This is a genomic window from Natronosporangium hydrolyticum (assembly GCF_016925615.1).
Classification (GTDB): domain Bacteria; phylum Actinomycetota; class Actinomycetes; order Mycobacteriales; family Micromonosporaceae; genus Natronosporangium; species Natronosporangium hydrolyticum.
The window spans coordinates 2,461,890-2,480,226 of record NZ_CP070499.1 but is presented as its reverse complement, the minus strand read 5'-3'; the positions used below and the strand labels follow the sequence as shown (position 1 = coordinate 2,480,226).

Below are 18,337 nucleotides of genomic sequence, written 5' to 3'. Positions count from 1 at the left end.
GCCTCTCCCAGCGGGACACGGGGGGTCCCTCAGGGTGCGAAAGTACGTCACCAGACACAAGGTCATGCTGCCTGAACCGCTCTCGGATCGCAATACCAGTCGATGTGTTGCCCCGCCGTGGCGGGCCCGCGGGCCGGTTCCAGGCCTCACACCAACTCCAGTTTGCCGGTACGGCGAGCTCGCCGCTCGGCGTACCGCAGGAGCACGATTGCGGCAGCCGCATATGCCAGCCCGATGAGCAACTCCATCGTGAGCAGATACGGCACACCGCTGAGGTCACCGTCGATCACCTGCCGGACCGCGAGCAAGCCGTGGGTCATGGGCAGTGCCTGCGCCGCTGTAGCCACCGGACCGGGCAGCTCCGCGAGGGGAATGTTCGCGCCGCTGAAAACGATCAAGCCATAGAACACGACGTTGAGCAGCAGGTTGGCGTCGGTGCCGAGCAGACTGAGGTTCGCCAGTAGCAAGCCAAGGCCGGACAGGGAGATCGCGGTCACCAGCAGCCCGATCAGTAACCACACGATCGAGGTGCTGCTAATGTCGAGGCCGAACAACACCACCCCGAGGCTGATACAGAAGACCCCGGTCAGGACCCCTGAGATCCCTTGCAACAGAGCACGGGCATAGAAGGTCTCCGCCACCGGCGTCGGCGCGGCGATCAGCGCGGTGAGAGTTCCCTGACCGCGCTCATTGATGATGACGGACGTCGCACCGAATAGAGCGCTCGTGGCCATCAGTCGTACCGCGTTGCCGATGATGTAGTACTCGGTGCCCTCTGGCCCGAACTGGCCCAACAGTCCAAAAAAGATGATCTGGACCGCCGGCTCGATGAACATCATGATTGCGTAGTCCAGCGGCCGGAGCCATCCGAAGAGTCCGCGGTAGGAGTAGCTGACCTGACGGAGCAACCGGACGGCGAACATCTAGGCCAGCTCCAAGCTCGCGGTGACCCGTACCCTGCGTTCGATCACTCGGAACAGCACTACCGCTGCGGCCAGGGCGATCCCCGCCGACGACAATGCCAGGCCAAGCGCCCGAAGGTCGAGCGTCCCGGTGGTGAACGCCTGCTCGGTGGCCTGCGCGGCCCACCGCATCGGGACCACTGCGGTGGCCCCTTGGGCTCCGGCCGGCAGGGCGGTGACCGGAAACAACACGCCGGAGGCGACCAACAACGGCCACTCGAGGAAGTTCTGTAGCACCGTCGTGCGTCGCGACAGCAAGAACAGCGTACCCAGCAGGAGGCCGAATGAGTGGCAGGCGAGCCCATAAACGGCGATGCCGACCAGGACCCAGGGTACTGACAGGTCACCGGGCAGCGGGACACCAAACAGCAGCACCGCGGCGACGCTGGAGATCACGATGGGGATCAACGACAGCACTAACGCACCCATCGCGCGGCCAGCAGAGACCAGCCAGAGCGAAGCGTCAGCGAGTAGGACCGGCAGAATGGTGCCGTACCTGCGTTCGCGTCCAAGATCGCCGGCCGAGGAGAACGCGGTCGCCACCCACATGCCCGCCATGCCGCTGCCCAGAACGACATAGAACGCCCCGGCTCCGTCGACCCGGCCGTAGACGTAGTAAGTCAGCAGTACCATCGTAATCGGCTGGATCAGGAGCATGACCTGGAAGATCGGCCGAGCTAGCGTGTTGACCAGGTGGACTCGCATCGAAGCGACCACGGCCTGGTGGGGCACGTTACTTCCCCTCGACCATAAGGACGTAGGCATCCTCCAACTGCGAGTCGCGAATGCTGTGACCAGCTATCCCCAGGTCGCACTGGCTAACCACGGCGGCCACCAGATGCGCTGGCCGGGAGGTGTGGACCCGGATGACTCGCCGGCCGTCAGCGCTGGCCGCCACTGCCAGGCCGAACTCCCGAGCAGCCCCACTTACGACGCCCTCGTCGGCGGCATCGGCGAGGACCAGCTCGACGACGTGGCTGCCGACCGCCGCGGTCCGGAGGGCCTGGGGCGAGTCGAGGTGGCGGATCGTACCATCGATGATCACCGCGATCCGATCAGAGAGCGTCTCCATCTCCCACATGTAGTGCGAGGTCAGCAGGATTGTCGTCCCGTGTTCCCGACGGACCCGTTCGATCAGGCTTCGGAGTTGGCGAGCAGCCACCGGATCCAGGCCTATGCTCGGCTCGTCCAGAAAGAGCACTTGCGGCCTGTTGATCAGCGACTTCGCCAGATGGAGCCGCTGTTTCATCCCCTTCGAAAAGCCCTCCACCCGCTCGTGGCGCCGATCGGAGAGGCCGACCAGCTCCAGGAGCTCCTGTGCACGTGGGCGGCCCTCGCGCGCCGGCACCCGGTAGAGGTCGGCGAAGTAGCGCAGGTTGTCCTCGGCCGAGAGCCGCCAGTACAGTCCGCGTTCGCCCCCGAAGACAAAGTTGACCTTCCGTCGAATGCTTCGAGCCTCGCTCGCCACATCATGGCCTAGCACCGAAGCGCGGCCCGATGTTGGCAGGAGCAGCGTCGTGAGGACCTTGATGAGCGTGGTCTTGCCGGCCCCATTTGGCCCGACCAACCCGAAGATCTCTCGTGGCGGGACTGCCAGCGAGATGCCGCTGAGCGCCGGCACCACCAGTCGCCGACGGCGGATCGTCCCCGTGCTCGTGCGGTACTCCCGGTCAAGCTGCACGGTCTCAATCGCGAAGGAACTCATGGGACGGTTGTCAGGCCCCTCTCCAGCAAGCGGTAACGGCCCCGGCGCCTAGCGGCCGACCACTGATTTCTACATCGCCATCGCTAACTCCGCAACTGGCTCACATCGAACATCTTGACAGTAACGAGGTGGCTGGGCACCATGGGTAACAAGTAGCAGACCACTGCCGGGACGGGGAGTCGACATGATCAACGAGCACACCGCTGACCGCGCCGGCGTAGCCGAAGATGTCGCGGACGATCTAGAAGAGCTGGAGTTCTCGCCGCTGACCCCGGACGAAGTCGCCGGATTGGACGACCGGATCTATCTGCTCGGCGTTCATGCTGACAGACACCGAAACATCGAGCACCAACTCGCCCACCGGGCAGACCCACCAGCGAGCGCAGCCGGGCTCTGAGGCCCCGCCGTGGCTGCCGCTTCCGATTCGCCAACTGTGGACGGGATGTCAGGCCCGAAGGTCGGCGACGCGTTCGGCGAGGCCCTCCTGGCGGTGCTGCGCAGTGGTGAGAAGCCGGGGATCGCCAACGAGATCGTCGAGCGAGACGACGGCTTCATCTCGGCAACCGACGCGATCCGCTACTTCGGCAGCTCGGAGTCGTTCTCTGCGCCCGTCCGGTGGGCGCTGGGTCATGCTCACGGCCGGGTCCTAGATGTGGGCTCAGACCTGAGCATCTACGACTGCTCGCTCGCGCGGGCATCAATTGGATCCAGCCCGGTATCGAGAGCCTGAGCACCCATGTATTGCAGCTTATGCGGAAGGGGTCATCCAAACTCATCAACCTACGGCTGTTGAAGTGGGCTAGATACTTTGGCCTCGTGGTGGAGTGGAACATTCTAAGCGGGTTCCCAGGTGAGACCGACGCGGATTACCACGAGCAGGCAGCGCTGGTGCCGCTGCTGCATCACCTGGAGCCGCCCGCAGGCGGAGAACGGTTCTGGCTCGAGCGCTTCAGTCCATACTTTACCGACAACACCTTCCCGATCCATGGGGTCCGGCCTCAGAGCAGCTACCGGCACATCTACCCGCACAGCCTCCAACACGACAAGATCGCCTACTCGTTTGAGTACGAGGCCGACCACATCGCCACCGCCGGAGCCAGAATGGCTCTGGACGTGGCGATCGAGCAATGGCGCCGGTGCTGGGCAGGCGAACGGCGTCCGAGCTTGACCTATCAACGGCTGCCAGAGACCCTACGCATCATCGATCGGCGCAGCGAGCTGCCGCAGCAAACCATGTTGACGGGATGGCGCGCGGAGGCCTATCAGGCTTGTGACTACACCTCGCGTTCGCCTGAACGCATCCGTGAAGAGCTCGCGTCACTCGGGTACCAAGTCACGGCCAAACAGGTACGAGGGCTGCTCGAGGCATGCTGCCGCGCGGGCGTGATGGCCTCCGAAGATGAGCAATATCTAGGACTCGCGCTGCCGGAGAACCCGGGTTGGTGACATGGAGACAAGCAAAACCACGTTGGCGGTTAGCTACCACCGCAGCAGCGTGCTGGACCTCTTCCTAGCGGTACAACGGGAGCTGATGGGCCGGTTCGCGCATGAGTCGGTCTTCCTACCGTGTCCGGTGGTGCCCGAGGTGGCGCAGTTCGTGGACGGCCTCCGCGACTGGGGACGCGCCGGACTGACCGATCTACCGATGGGGATTACTCACGCAACCAGCCCCGCCGCCCTGGTGGATGCGGTCGGTCTTACCGAGCTACGATCCGGCAGCGACCGGATCGCTGCGGCGATGGTAGCGGCGGCTCCTTCGCTGGAGCCCGTTCTCGCTGGTCTCGACGGCGTCCGGACGACCGGCGAGGCTGACTTGCGACGGCTGCTGCCGCTGGATCGGTTCGGCGAACCGCTCCGGGCCGCGCTCGGTCTGGCAACCGGTCCCCTGACCATGCAGCTGTTCCTGGTGCCGCTGGCTCCGCACTTCCCGGGAGTAGGTTTCCTCACTGTGGAAGGTCGGATCGCCGCGTGCTATGCCGACTGCCGCCGGTTTACCGGGGCCACCCTGGCGGACGCAGTTCTGGCCCTTTTCTGCTGGACGCTCCTCAAGGAATCTCCAGGGAAGGACAACCTGTTGGCCGAGTTGGGCCAGCGGATGCCCGGACAAGGCCGCCATCATCGGCGATTGCGCGCCGTCGTTACCAAGATCATGATCGAGAAACTATCGGCGCATCTGATCCGGAGCGTCGAACCGGACCACCGCCCATGCGTTGACGTGCTCGGGGCGATCTGGCGCTACCCCAGACTCGCCGCAGTCATTGATCGGCACTGGGGACGTTACCTCGCGGGCCTGGTCGCCCGGGAAGAGTGCCTCACGGACCTCGCGAACGAGCTAGGCGGGCGGCATCCGCGCTGGTACGTGGAGGATGTCGATGCCACCTCGCTCGCTGCCGATTTCTACGTGCTGGAGTGGCTGAGCGCAGCCGGCTGCGACGAGGCTCAGCGGCGTTTCGCCCAGTGGGTGCCTGGCCTGGCCGACTATTTCGCCCGCCAGATCGATCTAACTATCGGTGGCGAACTCGGCCACTTCGAGCGGGCCCGCCGGCATCGACTACCCGAGCCGGTCGGGTCGTTCATCGAGCGGGTCACCGCTGGCGACAGCCGAGTGGCCTGGTGGCGCACCCGGCGGGAGCTGGGACAGTTGCGGGCGCTGACCCTCGCCGCCGAGACCTTCAACGGACCGGGGTTGGAATATGGCGGGGAGGCGTGGGGGCCCGTCGCCGCAACGCTGCGCCGCTACCTCGAGCTTGAGATACCCCCAGCTATCTTCGTTGACCAATGCTTCTCGCTGGAGCACAACAACGGCTCGCTGTTCGACAAGTACTTCGCCACTGAAGGTCTCCGCGAATTGCTCGATGCCCAGGCGGCCGGCGATCTTCTCGCGTTGACCGCCCGGGCATCCGTGGAGGTTCGCCGACTGTGGCACCGGCACCGCGCCCGGCACCGCGCCGGGTACGACCCGCAGTGGCTTTGGGCCGAAGCCGAAGCTTTGGTGGACAGCCCAACGCCGATCCTCGCGCGGTCGAGCGCCGCACCGGTGTCCTCATCGATCGGCAGCCTAGGGTGTGGCAGTGCGTTGGCACCGGAGGTATACAGCGCCGAGGTGGGCGACGAGCCCAACGCGCCACAACCCTGGCGTGGGGTCAGCCGGCGCCGGCCACCACCGCCGCTGCACGGCGGGCAGGGCTGCCGCGGGGTCGCGGTGCTCTACACCACAGTCGGCCCGATCACGATCGAGCTGTGGCCTACGTCGGCACCCCACACCGTCGACGCCTTCGTTGGGCTCGCCCGCGGCACCCTGGCTTGGCAGGATCCCATCACCCGACAGACAGGAGTAGGTGGGTTCTACGACCACACCACCTTCCACCGCCGAATCCCCGGCTTTCTCATCCAGGGCGGCGACCGCAGCGAGACCGGGGAGGGCGGTCCCGGGTTCCGGATACCCGACGAGTTCGACTCCACATCGGTCTTCGACCGGCCGTACCTGGTTGCAATGGCCAACACCGGACCAAACAGCGCCGGATCGCAGTTCTTCATCACCCTGGCGGCGGCACCCCATCTCAACGGCGGGTACAGCCGGTTCGGGGAGGTGACAGACAGGCTCTCGCGCGAGCGGGTACGAGCGATCGCCGACGCCACTGGTCCAGTAATCAACGAGCGGGTGGATGTCACCATCTGGTGAGACCCGGTGGCGATTCTAGGCTCACAGCAACGGCAGCGCCGCGAAGGTGTGGTCCCGCCAAATCTGGCGAGAAGCCTCCTCCGGGTACGGCACGACCGCGGGCTCGGCATCGAGCAAGTGGGTGAGCCGCCGCTGCGGGTCGTACCCAGGCCAACCCGGGTCCCCGGTGCGGGCGAAGTCGGTCCAGGCGGCGCGGACCCGGTTCGACAGCGCCTCCGCCGCGGGCGGTGGCTCGGCTCCCAACAGCGTCCGGGCGAGGTCGGAGGCGAAGACGCCGAAGGTGAGCGGGACATCCAGCGCGTGGCAGGCGCCTACCTCCGGCTGCCCCGGCGCGCGCCAGGTGAGCTCGTAGAGGTGTGCCCGACCGCCGCCGGCCACCTGCGCGTCGGCCAGGTGCAGCGAGGGCATCCGGAACAACCAGTCCGAATGGACCAGGTCGAAGAGTTGCTCGGCCGTGGCGCCAGCGAACGCCGCGCGGTAGGCCCGCTCCCCCTCCGGCCCGGGGGCCAGCGCCCGCAACGCGGCGGTGGCCTGCTCATCGGTGACCCGCCCGGTCAGCCCGGTGAAGTAGTGGAACAGCCGGCACTCGTCGCGGGTGTGGCCGACGATCAGCTCCACGCCCCGCGCGGCGCCGGCGGCCAGCGCCTGCCAGGGCGTGCGAGGTAGCACCTCGCCGTCGACCACCGGCGAGTACGGGGTCAACGTATGCGCCACCGGACCCCACCGCTGCTCGTACAGGCGCATTTTGGTGGCGACCCGATCCCCGGCGGCGGCCAGCCGGCGTGGCTCCACAGCCGACAGCTCCGCCGCGGTCGCCGGTAGCTCCAGCTCGCCGGCGATCTCGGCGGCGATATCGGCGGCCAGCTCAGCCGAGAGGTAGGTCCCCGGCACGCTCTGCGCGATCGCCCGTTGGAACAGGCCGTCGGCTCGCGGCATCGACAGCAGCGCGGCGACCGAGCCGGCGCCGGCGGACTCACCGAAGATGGTGACCTGCGCTGGGTCACCGCCGAACGCGGTGACGTTGTCGCGCACCCATTCCAGGGCGGCGACCTGGTCGAGCAGGCTACGGTTGGCCGGTGCCCCGGCGAGCTGGGCGAAACCCTCGACGCCTACCCGGTAGTTGAGGGTTACCACCACCAGGTCACCGGTGCCGACGAGCTGGGCAGCGTCATAATCGGGGAAGCTGGAGCTGCCCATCGCGTAGGCGCCGCCGTAGATCCACACCATCACCGGCCGGCGGGCCGCCGGGTCCGGCTCCGGCGTCCACACGTTGACCGTCAACCAGTCGTCGGCGGCCGACTCCGGCGGGGTCGCCCCGGACAGGGTGCCCTGTTGCGGAGCCGGACCGAACGCGACCGCCTCCCGCACCCCGTCCCATCGGTCCACCGGCTGCGGCGCGGCGAACCTGGCGGAGCCGACCGGTGGCGCTGCGAACGGGATGCCACGAAAGACCGCCAGCTCGCCCTCGCGACGGCCACGCACCCGGCCGGCGGTGGTGCGGACAGTTGCGCTCTGGTCAGCCATGCGTACCCCTCACCGTCGACCGGGCAACAGTATCGAAGCCCTCAGTGTTGTCGAAACCTCAGCCGTCGCTACGCAGGGCGGCCCGGTAGCCGGCGGCCGTGAGGGCGAGCGGAGCATCGGATGGAAACTTTCTACGGCCGGACCGGCAAGGTAACGCCGAAGGCTCCCGCTGCGACCCGCGGAAGCACCCGCCATACCAGCGGCGGAACTCCCTGCGTAAGCCCCCTCTCGACCGGGTCGGCGCCGACCAACGTCGATCCCATTGACGTCTCCCCACTCGAAAGCGTACGGTACTTGGGCGGCAACTTTCCGCCTTGATAGTCCGAAAGTTGCGGCTAAGTGGGAGCCATCGGCGTCTGCGGAGTAACGGGCAAGCATTCCGCGAAGAGTCACCCCATTGCGCCCGCGCGGCCCTACCTGTGGCCCGGCACCCGGCAGCCACAAACAGCACCCCGCCGCCGGCGCCAACCCCGACCTTGGCTCCCTGGCCCGGCCCCACCAACCTCCAGCCAGCAGCGACATCGCGGCGAGGTAAGCGCGCCGTCCAGCTCCGAGCCTAGGCGAACCTGACTATGGCGAGGAGTATCCGAATGCAAGGTGTACGAAGAGCCCGCTGGCGGGCCAGTGTCATCGCCGGTAGCGTCGCCGCGCTGCTGGTCGCGGGGACGGCCGTGGCGGTCGGCGCCCAGGCGGCGACGGGTTGCCGTGTGGCGTACACGGTGCCGGCGCAGTGGCCGGGCGGTTTTACCGCCGACGTGGCGGTGACCAACCTTGGCGAGCCGCTCGATGGCTGGAGTCTGGAGTGGAGTTTCACCGCTGGCCAAGAGGTCACCCAGGCCTGGAACGCCACGGTCAGCTCGTCGGAGGGCATCGTCACCGCCGAGAACATGAGCTACAACGCGGAGCTGGGGACAGACGAGACGGTCTCGTTCGGCTTCAACGGGTCGTGGTCGGGCACCAACCCGGAACCGACGTCGTTCACGCTCAACGGGGTAAGCTGCACCGGCGACATCGCGACCCCATCGCCGTCGGTCAGCCCGTCGGTGAGCCCGTCGCCGTCGCCGACGAGCTCGCCGCGTCCGAGCGATCCGATGGCGATGGTGGCGGCGATGGAGCCCGGCTGGAATCTGGGCAACACACTCGACGCCATCCCCGACGAGACCGCCTGGGGCAATCCCCTCACCTCCGAGGCGCTGCTGCAACAGGTGCGGTCACAGGGTTACAACAGCATCCGGCTCCCGATCACCTGGAGCAACCGGCACGGCCCGGCCCCCGACTACACCATCGACCCTGATTGGCTCGACCGAGTCCGGGAGATCGTCGACTGGTCCCTGGCCGAGGACTTCTACGTGATGATCAACCTGCATCACGACTCCTGGCAATGGATCAACGCCTATCCCAACGACCCCACCACGGTGATGGACCGGTACACCGCCCTGTGGACCCAGCTCGCCGACGCCTTCCGCGACTACCCGAAGGAGCTGGTATTCGAGAGCATCAACGAGCCCCAGTTCGCCGACACCTCCGACGCTGAGGGCGACCAGTTGGTGCACGAGTTCAACGTCGAGTTCCATCGAATCGTCCGGGAGTCCGGCGGAAACAACACCGACCGGTTGCTGGTGCTGCCAACCCTGCACACGAGCACCGACCAAGCTCGGCTCGACGCGCTGCTGACCACCTTTGACCAGCTCGATGATGCCAACCTGGTCGCTACCGTCCACTTCTATGGTTGGTGGCCGTTCAGCGTCAACATCGCCGGCGGCACCCATTATGACGCCACCGTGGAGCAGGATCTGATCGACACCTTCGACCGCGTCCACGACACCTTCGTCGCCAACGACATCCCGGTGATCATCGGCGAATGGGCGCTGCTCAACTGGGACCACACTCGACCCGGTGTCATCCAGCGAGGCGAGTTCTTGAAGTTTCTTGAAGCCGTCGGCTATCACGCTCGGACCCGGGAGCTCACCACCATGGTGTGGGACGCCGGCCAGTTCCTGCACCGCGAAGAGCTGCAGTGGCGAGACCAAGGTGTCTATGAGATGTTCAAGGCGAGCTGGACCAGCCGCTCCGGCACCGCCTCAGCGGACCATGTCTACGTGCCGCAGAGCGGGTCAATCACCAGCAGAGACCTTACGCTCAACCAGAACGGCCTGTCGTTCCAAGGGTTGTGGCAGGACGACGAGCAGCTGGCGGAAGGCAGCGACTACACGGTCGCCGGCGACACGCTCACGTTGACCGGACCGGCCATGACCCGCCTGGTCGATGACCGCGCCTACGGCGTCAACTCCACTATCGAGGCCCGCTTCTCGCAGGGCACGCCGTGGCAGATCAACATCATCACCTACGACACTCCTACCCAGACCACGGCGACCGGCACCACCAGTTCGTTCGCCATCCCCACCGAGTTCCACGGCGACCAACTCGCCACCATGGCGGCCCGGTACGCCGATGGCAGCAACGCCGGACCCGCCGAATGGACCCCGTTCAAGGAGTTCTGGCAGCACTTCCAGCCCGACTACGACGCCGGCGCGATCATCCTGAAGCCGGAGTTCTTCGACGAGGTGGACGACGGCCAGGTCACCCTGACCTTCCACTTCTGGAGCGGCACCCAGATCACGTATGAAATCGTGAAGTCCGGCAGTACGGTCACCGGGAGCACCGGCTGACTGGGCAGCCGCCCGGCTCGGTCGCCGATCCGAGCCGGGCGGCTGGCTACCCGGACCGGGGCGGCGCCGTGCTCCCCCGGACCGTCAAGGTCGTCCCGATCTCCACTCCCAGCTGCGACGGTGTCTCACCGCGGCCGAGCACCAGCGCCAGCTCGGTCGCCGCGACCGCCATCTGGGTCAACGGTTGGTGAACCGTGGTCAGCGGAGGGTCCACCCAGGCCACGACCGGCAAGTCATCGAAGCCGACCACGCTAAGGTCGTCCGGGATCCGCAGCCCCGCTTCGCGGGCAGCCTGGTAGACACCGAGCGCCTGCAGGTCGTTCGCGGCGAAGACCGCCGTCGGCCGGTCGGCCCGAGACAGCAGGGACCTAGCGGCCTCGTAGCCGCCCTCACGGGTGAGCTCGGCATGGACCACCGCACCGGCCTCGGCCGGCAGGCCGGCAGCCTCCATCGCCGACCGGTAGCCGTCGAGCCGGGCGCGGCAGCACAGCACCTGGTCCGGCCCCCCGATCATCGCGATCCGCTGGTGCCCCAACCCGACCAGGTGACGCACCGCAGATCGCCCGCCGTTCCAATTCGTCGCGCCCACGAATGGCACGTCGTCCGGCAGCTCGCCGGTGGGATCGAAGACCACGAACGGGATGCCCTGCGCCCGCAGCTGCTCCCGTTCGGCCTCGGACAGCTGCGCCACCGACAACACACACCTCGGCCGCCGCGAAACCGTCTCAGCCATGGCAGCCGCTGCCACCGAGTCGTGCAGGCCGAACTCGGAGACCATCACACCGATCCGGTGTTGGCGGGCGACCCGCTCCACACCCCGAATGATCTCCACCGCCCACATGCTCTCGAGTTCACGGAACACGAGCTCGAGCACCTTGCTCCGGTTGCCAGCCGGCCGGCGATACCCGTACTGGTCGATCAAGCTTTCGATCCGCGCCCGGGTGTCGGCAGAAACTCCTGACCTGCCGTTGATCACCTTCGACACCGTCGGGACCGAAACCCCCGCCGACTCAGCGATATACGAGATCGTGACCGGCCCGGCCGGTTTGCCGGGCGAACGCTCCCGGTCCGTGGCAGGCGACCCGGACCCGCTCTCCGTCAAGATCACCCTCTCCGTCCCCATCAGCCCGCGCCGTCATTCTGTCACCTCTGGCTCCGCATCAGGTCGCAGCGCCCCGATCACCAGCTCAGTCGCCCGGGCAAGCAGCGCGTTGTCGAACTCGGCAGCTGCCTCATGCCGGTTCGACATGAGCGCGAGCACCACCGGTGCTCCCTCTCCCGGCGGCGGCCACGCCACCGCCACGACAGCGCGGGTGCCGTAGGTGCCACCCGCGCCGGTGCGATCACCAACCACCCACCCCGCTGGTACGCCGGCCCGGACCAGCTCGTCCCCGGTCGTGTTGCCCCGCATCCACTCGACCAGCAGCTCCCGATCCTCGGCGGCGAGCGCGTCGTCCACCGCGTACGCCCGCAGATTGGTGGCGAAGGCGCGGGGGCTGGTGGTGTCCTGGGTCTGCCCCGGCGCCCACTGGTTCAGCTCGGTCTCGTACCGCCGAGGTTCGGTCACCTCGTCACCGAGGGCCTCCAGCGCCGCGGCGAAGCCCTCCGGGCCGCCCAGGCGCTGCAGAATCAGGTTGGCAGCGGTGTTGTCGCTGTACCGCACCGCCGCTTCGGCGAGCGCGCGCAGGGTCATGCCGGTGTCAACGTGCTGTTCGGTGATCGGCGAGTGGCTCACCAGATCCGCCTCGGTGAAGAAGATCTCCTCCGCCAACTCCGCCGCCGTGACATCGGCAAGCATCGCGGCCACGGCGAACACCTTGAACGTCGAGGCGTACCCGAATCGTTCGTCGGCGCGGTGCTCGAGCGTGGCACCGGACTCGGTGTCGATCGCGTAGACCCCGAGTCGGGCGTCGAACTCGGCCTCCAGCTCGGCGAACTCCTCCGCCACCGGCGCGACCGTTGGCGTGCCCCCCGGTGCGACCCCCGGCGTGGTCGGCGCCGGCGGCGTGGCCGGCGGGTTCTCCTCGGTCGTGCAGGCGGCGCCGGGGAGCAGCAGCAGCGCAGTCGCGAGCCCGGCGGCGGCACGCCGCAACAGCGGCGCGCGAGTCGTTGTCGTCACAGTCATCCCTTCGTCGTCCCCACCCCATTGTGGGGCCGATCGGAGCTTGGCAGCCGACCACGACGCTGCTGCCCAAGGCCAAGCTGAGCCGATTGATGCTGATCTGGCTAGACTGCCATACCACGGACCTGGTCGCCGCCTGCCAGGCATTCGTCGCTGCTAGTAATCGCGGCAGCTTCACAGTGGGCCGCCGCCGCCCACATTCCGCTGTCCGTCGCCAGCCACCGGCTCGCCACCGCGAGCTGATGGGCACCGATCGGAGGCCGTGGTAATACGATTGGGTAGTGAACGGCGAAGACACGAACACTGCCACCAGGCTCGCAGAGATGGCGACCGCAGAGCCAGCCGAAGGAGCGTAGTGTCCCGGAGCACCAACGACCTGCTGCGCATGTTGCCTGACCTGGAGACCGACCAGGTCGAGCGGAAAGAGTCGCTTAAGGGCGGGGAGATCAAGGATCGGATCTGCCAAGCGATCTGCGCATTCGCCAACGACCTGCCCGACCACCACAGCTCCGGCGTGATCTTTGTCGGTGCCAGCGACGATGGGCGTCCGGCCGGCCTCAGCATCGACGACCGGCTGCTGCTTAGTCTGGCTGACCTGCGTGGGGACGGTCGAATCCTCCCACCGCCAGTCATGAACGTCCGCAGGCTCGAAGTCGGGGATCAGGCCGTAGCCGCGATCGAGGTGGAACCGAGCCCAAGCCCACCCGTCCGGTTCAATGGCCAAGTGTGGATCAGGGTCGGGCCACGTCGGGCCGTCGCGACAGCTGACGAGGAGCGCCGACTCGCCGAACGGAGACGCGCCGCTGATTTACCGTTTGACAGTCGGCCAGCCGACGGAGCCACGCTGGGGGACCTCGACCTTGCACTTTTCGAGAGAGAGTACCTGCCCAGCGTCCTCACCTCCGAGGTACTCGCCGCGAACGGTCGCACCACAGAACAGCGCTTGGCGTCACTACGGCTCGCCACCGTCGATGGTGTCCCCACCAACGCCGGCTTACTTATCCTCGGCACCGACCCGGCGCGATTCATCTCTGGTGCCCAGGTGCAGTTTGTTCGGGTCGAAGGCACTTCACTCAGTGACCCCATCGTGGACGAGCGACGCCTGACCTCCGCTCTGCCTGACCTGTTGCGGGAACTCGACGAACTACTGCGGCTCAACATTCGCACCTCGGTACGGATCGGCGAGGCGCTCCGCGATGTGCGACGATCCGATTATCCGTTGGCGGCGCTACAACAGCTCACTCGCAATGCCATCCTGCACCGCAATTACGAAGGGACCGCCTCACCGGTACGCCTCACCTGGTACGAAGATAGGGTTGAGATATTCTCGCCGGGTGGGCCCTATGGGACAGTGACGGTGGAGAATTTTGGCCAGCCCGGGGTAACCGACTACCGGAACCCGATCCTTGCGGAGGCGATGGGTGGTCTCGGATTTGTGCAGAGGTTCGGCGCCGGTCTCCCCATCGCTCGGCGCGCGCTCGCCGAAAACGGCAGCCCTCCGCCAGAGTTCACGCCTGACCCGTCCTACGTGGGAGTCATTATCAGGGAGGCGGCATGAAACCTCCCGTGATCGCGTTCTTCAACAACAAGGGTGGGGTGGGGAAGACATCGCTGGTCTACCACCTCACATGGATGATGGCGGAGAAAGGCCTGGTCGTCGTCGCGGCCGACTTCGATCCCCAGGCCAACCTGACCGCCAACTTCCTCGCCGAGGAGGACCTAGAGCGGCTGTGGCCGGCGGAGAAGACTCTGACCAGCCCCGGCAAAACTGTCTACGGAAGTCTGGCACCACTCGTCCGCGGTGTCGGCGACATCTCCGAGCCACCGATCGTTGACGTCGCAGACCGAATCAGCCTCCTGCCCGGTGACCTGACCCTATCCAAGTTCGAGGATGAGCTTTCCAGCCAATGGCCTGCCTGCCTCGACGGTAGTGAGCGGGCCTTCCGGGTAACATCAGCCTTCTGGCGCCTCATCGAGGAGGGTGCCGATTTGAGCGGCGCGGATGTTATCCTCGTCGATGTCGGCCCGAATCTGGGGGCCATTAACCGCTCCGCGCTTATCGCCGCCGAGCATATCGTCATCCCGCTCGCACCGGACCTGTTTAGCGTCCAAGGCCTTCAGAACCTCGGACCCGCTCTGCGTCGCTGGCGTACGGAGTGGCTGGCACGGCTCGAGCGCAACCCGAACCCAACCCTCGAACTGCCGACCGGTCAGATGCGTCCGTCCGGTTACGTCCTGATGGGCCATGGCGTCCGGCTCGGGCGCCCGGTGAAGGCGTACCAGCGTTGGATGGCCCGCATCCCGGAGGTCTATCGAACGGCGGTGCTGGACATAGACGAGCCGGCTCCCGTTGTCAGCGATGACCCGTACTGCCTCGGCCAGCTCAAGCACTACCGAAGTCTCATGCCGCTGTCTTACGAGGCAAGGAAACCAGTGTTCGCGCTCAAGCCCGCCGACGGCGCGTTCGGCGGCCACCAGACCGCGGTCACCGAAGCCCGGGGAGACTTCAGCCGCCTTGCTGACCGAATCCTGCAGGAGGTAGGACTCGCTACCGGGGATCGGTCGTAGCGAAGCCGAACCGACTCACCGGTGGGCTCGGGGCTTGCGCGCGCCCCGTAGGCATGCGCCGGAGTCAACGCCGCAGGGCTCGGGAGATGCCACGGCCCGCCGCCCGGACCAGCGGGGCCAGCGTCAGCGGGTCGGCCCGTTCGTGGGCCACCACCAGCGAGACCGCGGCGACGACCGCGTCGTCCGGACCACGGATCGGGGCGGCGACCGAGAAACTGTCCATGGTCACCTGCCGGTCGCTCACCGCGTACCCCTGGCGGCGCACGTCGGCGAGCACCCGTCGCAACGCACTCGGATCGGTGATGGTCAGCGCGGTGTACCGCCGCAGCGGCGCGGCGAGCAGCTGTTCCTGAACCTCAGCCGGGGCGTGGGCGAGGAGGACCAGGCCGACCCCGGTGGCGGGCAGGGCGAAGCGGCCACCCACCCGGGTGAGCACCGGCACCGCGTGCCGGCCGGCGATCCGTTCGATGAAGACGAGCTCCAGCCCGTCGCGGATGGCTAGCTGGACGTTCTCGTGGGTGACGTCGTAGAGATCCTCCAGGAACGGCAGGGCCTGCTCACGAAGTCCCAGCCCGCGGGGCGCGAGCGCGCCCACCTCCCACAGCCGCAGCCCGATCCGGTACCGGCCGTCCTCGCCGCGCTCCAGCGCACCCCACTCGACCAGCTCCGCGACCCGGCGATGCGCGGTGGGCAGGGAGATGCCGGCCCGTCGCGCCAGCTCGCTGAGGGTCAGCGCGGGGTCGGCCGGGCCGAACGCGCCCAGCAGCGCGAGCACCTTACTCGTCACCGACCTGCCTGGTTGGGTGTGCACTCCCCCATCATCGCGCCCCGCCAGGTCACAGCTCCAGTACCAGGCGGGGGGTACGGGAGCGGGAGACGCAGATGAGCATCACATCATCGGCGTCGCCGCCGAGCAGGCTGTCGCGGTGTTCGGGGACGCCGTCGAGCACCCCGGTCTCGCAGGTGCCGCAGGTGCCTTCCCGGCAGGAGGAGAGCGCCGGGATCCCCGCCTCCTCCACCACCTGCAGGATCGACCTGTCCGGCGGGACCGCCAGAGTTTGCCCGGTGAGCGCCAGCTCGATCTCGAACCCGTTGTCGCTCCCGCCAGCGCTGTCGGCGGCGACCGGAGCGAAGCGCTCAAGGTGCAGCACCTCCGGCGGCCACGTCCGGCAGCGCTCCTGCACCGCGTCGAGCAGCGGCTCCGGCCCGCAGCAGTAGACGAGCGTGTCGATCGCCGGGGTCCCGAGCCAGCTGTCGAGATCGAGCAGCCCGGCCTCATCCTGGGGGCAGAGCTGGACCCGGTCGCCGTACCGGCGCTGGAGTTCGCCGCCGAAGGCCATGGTGGCACGGGTGCGCCCGCCGTACAGCAACCGCCAGTCGGCGCCGGCAACGTCGGCGGCGGCGAGCATCGGTTTGATCGGCGTGATACCGATGCCGCCGGCGATGAACAGATACCGCGCCGCGTTCGCCAGTCCGAAGTGGTTCCGGGGCCCGCGCACCCGCACCACCGTGCCGGGCGTCAGCTCGTCGTGCGCCAGCCTGGAACCGCCGCGCCCGTCCGGCTCCCGCTGGACCGTTACCGACCAGCTCGAGCGGTCAGCCGGGTCGCCGCAGAGTGAGTACTGCCGGACCAGGTCCGGCCGCAGCACCAAGTCGATATGCGCACCCGGCTCCCACCCGGGCAGCGGGTCGCCGACGGGATGCCGCAGGGTCAGCTGGATCACCCCGGCCGCGACCGGCTCCCTCGCGGCCACTACCAGCTCAAGCTCGATCACACCGACGCCTCCGTCCGCGGTGACGACACCGGCGACGGTACGGGTGGTGGTCGCAGCTGGTGCCCCGACGGGTGCGCCAACAGCCAGTCCCACATCGCCGCGGGCTCCTCGGCGGTCTGCTCCGCGCCGCAGTGGCAGACCCCGAACAGCGTGTCGGTGCCCGGCAGCCAGTGGATCCGGTACACCCGGTCACCGGCGAGCATGCCGACCTGCTCGGTCATGCCAGCGCTCCCGCCGGCGCCGCCCCGACGGGGGAACCGATCATGCGAGCCAGCATCCGCCGGGCCGCCAGCGCGCCGGTGTCGATGTTGATGCTCAGCTCCTGATATGCCTCCGGTTCGGCCGCGATCACCCGCTCCAGCAGGTTCAGGGCGGTGACGTCCTGCATCACCACGGTGTGGTTGCTGGTACGCAAGTATTCGGTGACCGACTCGTCGTCGATCGCGAAGTCGCGGGCCACCGCCCAGAAGTCGTACGTGGTGTGCTCGGTGGACGGGGTGATGGCGTACACGATCTCGGCGTGGCACGCCGCGCTGTCCGGGCCTTCCGCCGGCGGATACTGGCCCTGTGGGGCGATCCGGCTGTGCAGGAGGTAGAGGCACGGTGGGTGGTATTCGATGTCTTGCCAGCGGGTGATCCGACCCTCGATCCCGGTCGACTTGGCGTAGAACGGCGGGCACTCGGCGTCATCCATGTGTCGGCTGACGTAGATCACGCCCTTCTCCTCGTCCACCTCGGTGGTGATCGGGGTGTCGGCCACCTCCGGCGTACCGATGTAGCCGCCGTGCAGGTAGGTCTCGTGGGACAGGTCCATCAGGTTGTCTACCAGCAGGCCATACCGCGCCTCGAGCGGCTCCATGCCACCGACGACTGTATAACGTGGGTCGTTGAGCCAGGGTGCCCGCGGAATCGTAGTGGCGTCGGCCCGGTCCTGGTCGCCGATCCACACCCAGACAAAGGAGTCCTGCTCCACCACTGGATACGAGGCGACCTTGGCAGAACGTGGAATGCGTTGCTGCCCGGGGACGAAGGTGCAGGCGCCGCTGCTGCCATAGGTGAAGCCGTGGTAGCCACACACGATGGTGTCGCCCTCCAACCGGCTCTCCGAGAGCGGATAGCGGCGGTGCACGCACCGGTCGGCCAGCGCCACCACCTGCCCCGACTGCGTCCGATAGAGCACCAGCGGCTCGCCGAGCACGGTGCGGGCGAGCAGGTGCCGGCCCACCTCACTGCCGTACGCCGCCACATACCACTGGTTACGCGCAAACCCCATATCGGTCAACCTCCTCGACGGCGACTGGTGTGGCCAGCATCGTTTCGCAGCCGCTCG

At 67.5% G+C, this 18,337-nt stretch carries 17 protein-coding genes and 1 pseudogene; 8 read left to right on the top strand and 10 right to left on the bottom strand.

The genetic code is table 11. From position 1 onward, the window contains the following. Positions 1–146: 146 nt before the first annotated feature. Genes JQS43_RS10970 through JQS43_RS10960 form a run of 3 tightly spaced genes read right to left on the bottom strand, consistent with a single transcriptional unit; the run spans position 147 to position 2,667 of the window. Positions 147–923 carry an ABC transporter permease gene (locus JQS43_RS10970; protein WP_338037167.1) on the bottom strand — a complete coding sequence of 259 codons (777 nt, stop codon included), beginning with the start codon at positions 921–923 and terminating at the stop codon, positions 147–149. Next, positions 924–1,694: an ABC transporter permease gene (locus JQS43_RS10965; RefSeq protein ID WP_239678971.1), complete on the bottom strand. Its 771-nt coding sequence runs from the start codon at positions 1,692–1,694 to the stop codon at positions 924–926. Position 1,695: 1 nt separating this feature from the next. Continuing rightward, positions 1,696–2,667, bottom strand: coding sequence for an ABC transporter ATP-binding protein (locus tag JQS43_RS10960; RefSeq protein WP_239678970.1), 972 nt, complete (start codon positions 2,665–2,667; stop codon positions 1,696–1,698). Positions 2,668–2,851: 184 nt separating this feature from the next. On the opposite strand from JQS43_RS10960, the gene JQS43_RS10955 reads away from it, so the two are divergent. The 5 genes and pseudogenes from JQS43_RS10955 (at position 2,852) to JQS43_RS10940 (ending at position 6,349) form a co-directional block, all read left to right on the top strand. Next, positions 2,852–3,064 (top strand): hypothetical protein, encoded by a 213-nt coding sequence (locus JQS43_RS10955; protein WP_239678969.1) that lies wholly within the window; start codon positions 2,852–2,854, stop codon positions 3,062–3,064. Positions 3,065–3,109: 45 nt separating this feature from the next. Then, a complete protein-coding gene (locus tag JQS43_RS10950) occupies positions 3,110–3,397 on the top strand; it encodes a hypothetical protein (RefSeq protein ID WP_239678968.1) in 288 nt (95 codons plus the stop codon). Continuing rightward, positions 3,346–3,483 (top strand): annotated as a pseudogene (locus tag JQS43_RS26290) (hypothetical protein); the annotation flags it as partial. The gene JQS43_RS10950 and the pseudogene JQS43_RS26290, both read left to right, overlap by 52 nt. Next, entirely contained in the window at positions 3,484–4,113 is a 630-nt protein-coding gene (locus JQS43_RS10945) for a RiPP maturation radical SAM C-methyltransferase (RefSeq protein ID WP_239678967.1), read from the top strand. A 1-nt stretch (position 4,114) separates the two neighbouring features. Then, on the top strand, positions 4,115–6,349 hold the full coding sequence (locus tag JQS43_RS10940; RefSeq protein WP_239678966.1) for a peptidylprolyl isomerase: 2,235 nt from the start codon (positions 4,115–4,117) through the stop codon (positions 6,347–6,349). Between the two features lie 21 nt (positions 6,350–6,370). Here the strand turns inward: JQS43_RS10940 and JQS43_RS10935 are convergent, their stop codons facing one another. Beyond that, complete coding sequence (locus tag JQS43_RS10935) at positions 6,371–7,873, bottom strand: carboxylesterase/lipase family protein (protein WP_239678965.1); 1,503 nt, start codon at positions 7,871–7,873, stop codon at positions 6,371–6,373. A gap of 590 nt (positions 7,874–8,463) precedes the next feature. Between JQS43_RS10935 and JQS43_RS10930 the strand changes: the two genes are divergently transcribed. Beyond that, entirely contained in the window at positions 8,464–10,542 is a 2,079-nt protein-coding gene (locus tag JQS43_RS10930) for a cellulase family glycosylhydrolase (RefSeq protein ID WP_239678964.1), read from the top strand. A 46-nt stretch (positions 10,543–10,588) separates the two neighbouring features. On the opposite strand, the gene JQS43_RS10925 is transcribed toward JQS43_RS10930, so the two are convergent. Further along, positions 10,589–11,650, bottom strand: coding sequence for a LacI family DNA-binding transcriptional regulator (locus JQS43_RS10925; RefSeq protein ID WP_239678963.1), 1,062 nt, complete (start codon positions 11,648–11,650; stop codon positions 10,589–10,591). Between the two features lie 27 nt (positions 11,651–11,677). Beyond that, positions 11,678–12,661, bottom strand: a complete 984-nt coding sequence (gene bla, locus JQS43_RS10920) for a class A beta-lactamase (RefSeq protein ID WP_239678962.1) — start codon at positions 12,659–12,661, stop codon at positions 11,678–11,680. Positions 12,662–13,019: 358 nt separating this feature from the next. Here bla and JQS43_RS10915 point away from each other — a divergent pair, with 358 nt between their 5' ends. Beyond that, complete coding sequence (locus tag JQS43_RS10915) at positions 13,020–14,222, top strand: ATP-binding protein (RefSeq protein ID WP_239678961.1); 1,203 nt, start codon at positions 13,020–13,022, stop codon at positions 14,220–14,222. Then, positions 14,219–15,232, top strand: a complete 1,014-nt coding sequence (locus tag JQS43_RS10910) for a ParA family protein (RefSeq protein WP_239678960.1) — start codon at positions 14,219–14,221, stop codon at positions 15,230–15,232. The genes JQS43_RS10915 and JQS43_RS10910 overlap by 4 nt, the downstream gene beginning before the upstream one ends. A 64-nt stretch (positions 15,233–15,296) precedes the next feature. On the opposite strand, the gene JQS43_RS10905 is transcribed toward JQS43_RS10910, so the two are convergent. From JQS43_RS10905 to JQS43_RS10890, 4 genes are read right to left on the bottom strand one after another with little or no spacing between them, the layout of a single operon-like run. After that, a complete protein-coding gene (locus tag JQS43_RS10905; RefSeq protein ID WP_239678959.1) occupies positions 15,297–16,019 on the bottom strand; it encodes an IclR family transcriptional regulator in 723 nt (240 codons plus the stop codon). A gap of 49 nt (positions 16,020–16,068) precedes the next feature. Next, complete coding sequence (locus tag JQS43_RS10900; RefSeq protein WP_239678958.1) at positions 16,069–17,007, bottom strand: PDR/VanB family oxidoreductase; 939 nt, start codon at positions 17,005–17,007, stop codon at positions 16,069–16,071. After that, on the bottom strand, positions 17,004–17,228 hold the full coding sequence (locus JQS43_RS10895) for a hypothetical protein (RefSeq protein WP_239678957.1): 225 nt from the start codon (positions 17,226–17,228) through the stop codon (positions 17,004–17,006). The genes JQS43_RS10900 and JQS43_RS10895 overlap by 4 nt, the downstream gene beginning before the upstream one ends. Then, the gene (locus JQS43_RS10890) at positions 17,225–18,280 is read right to left on the bottom strand and encodes an aromatic ring-hydroxylating dioxygenase subunit alpha (RefSeq protein ID WP_239678956.1); all 1,056 of its coding nucleotides are present in this window, start codon (positions 18,278–18,280) and stop codon (positions 17,225–17,227) included. Before JQS43_RS10890 ends, JQS43_RS10895 begins: the two co-directional genes overlap by 4 nt. Positions 18,281–18,337: the final 57 nt, after the last annotated feature.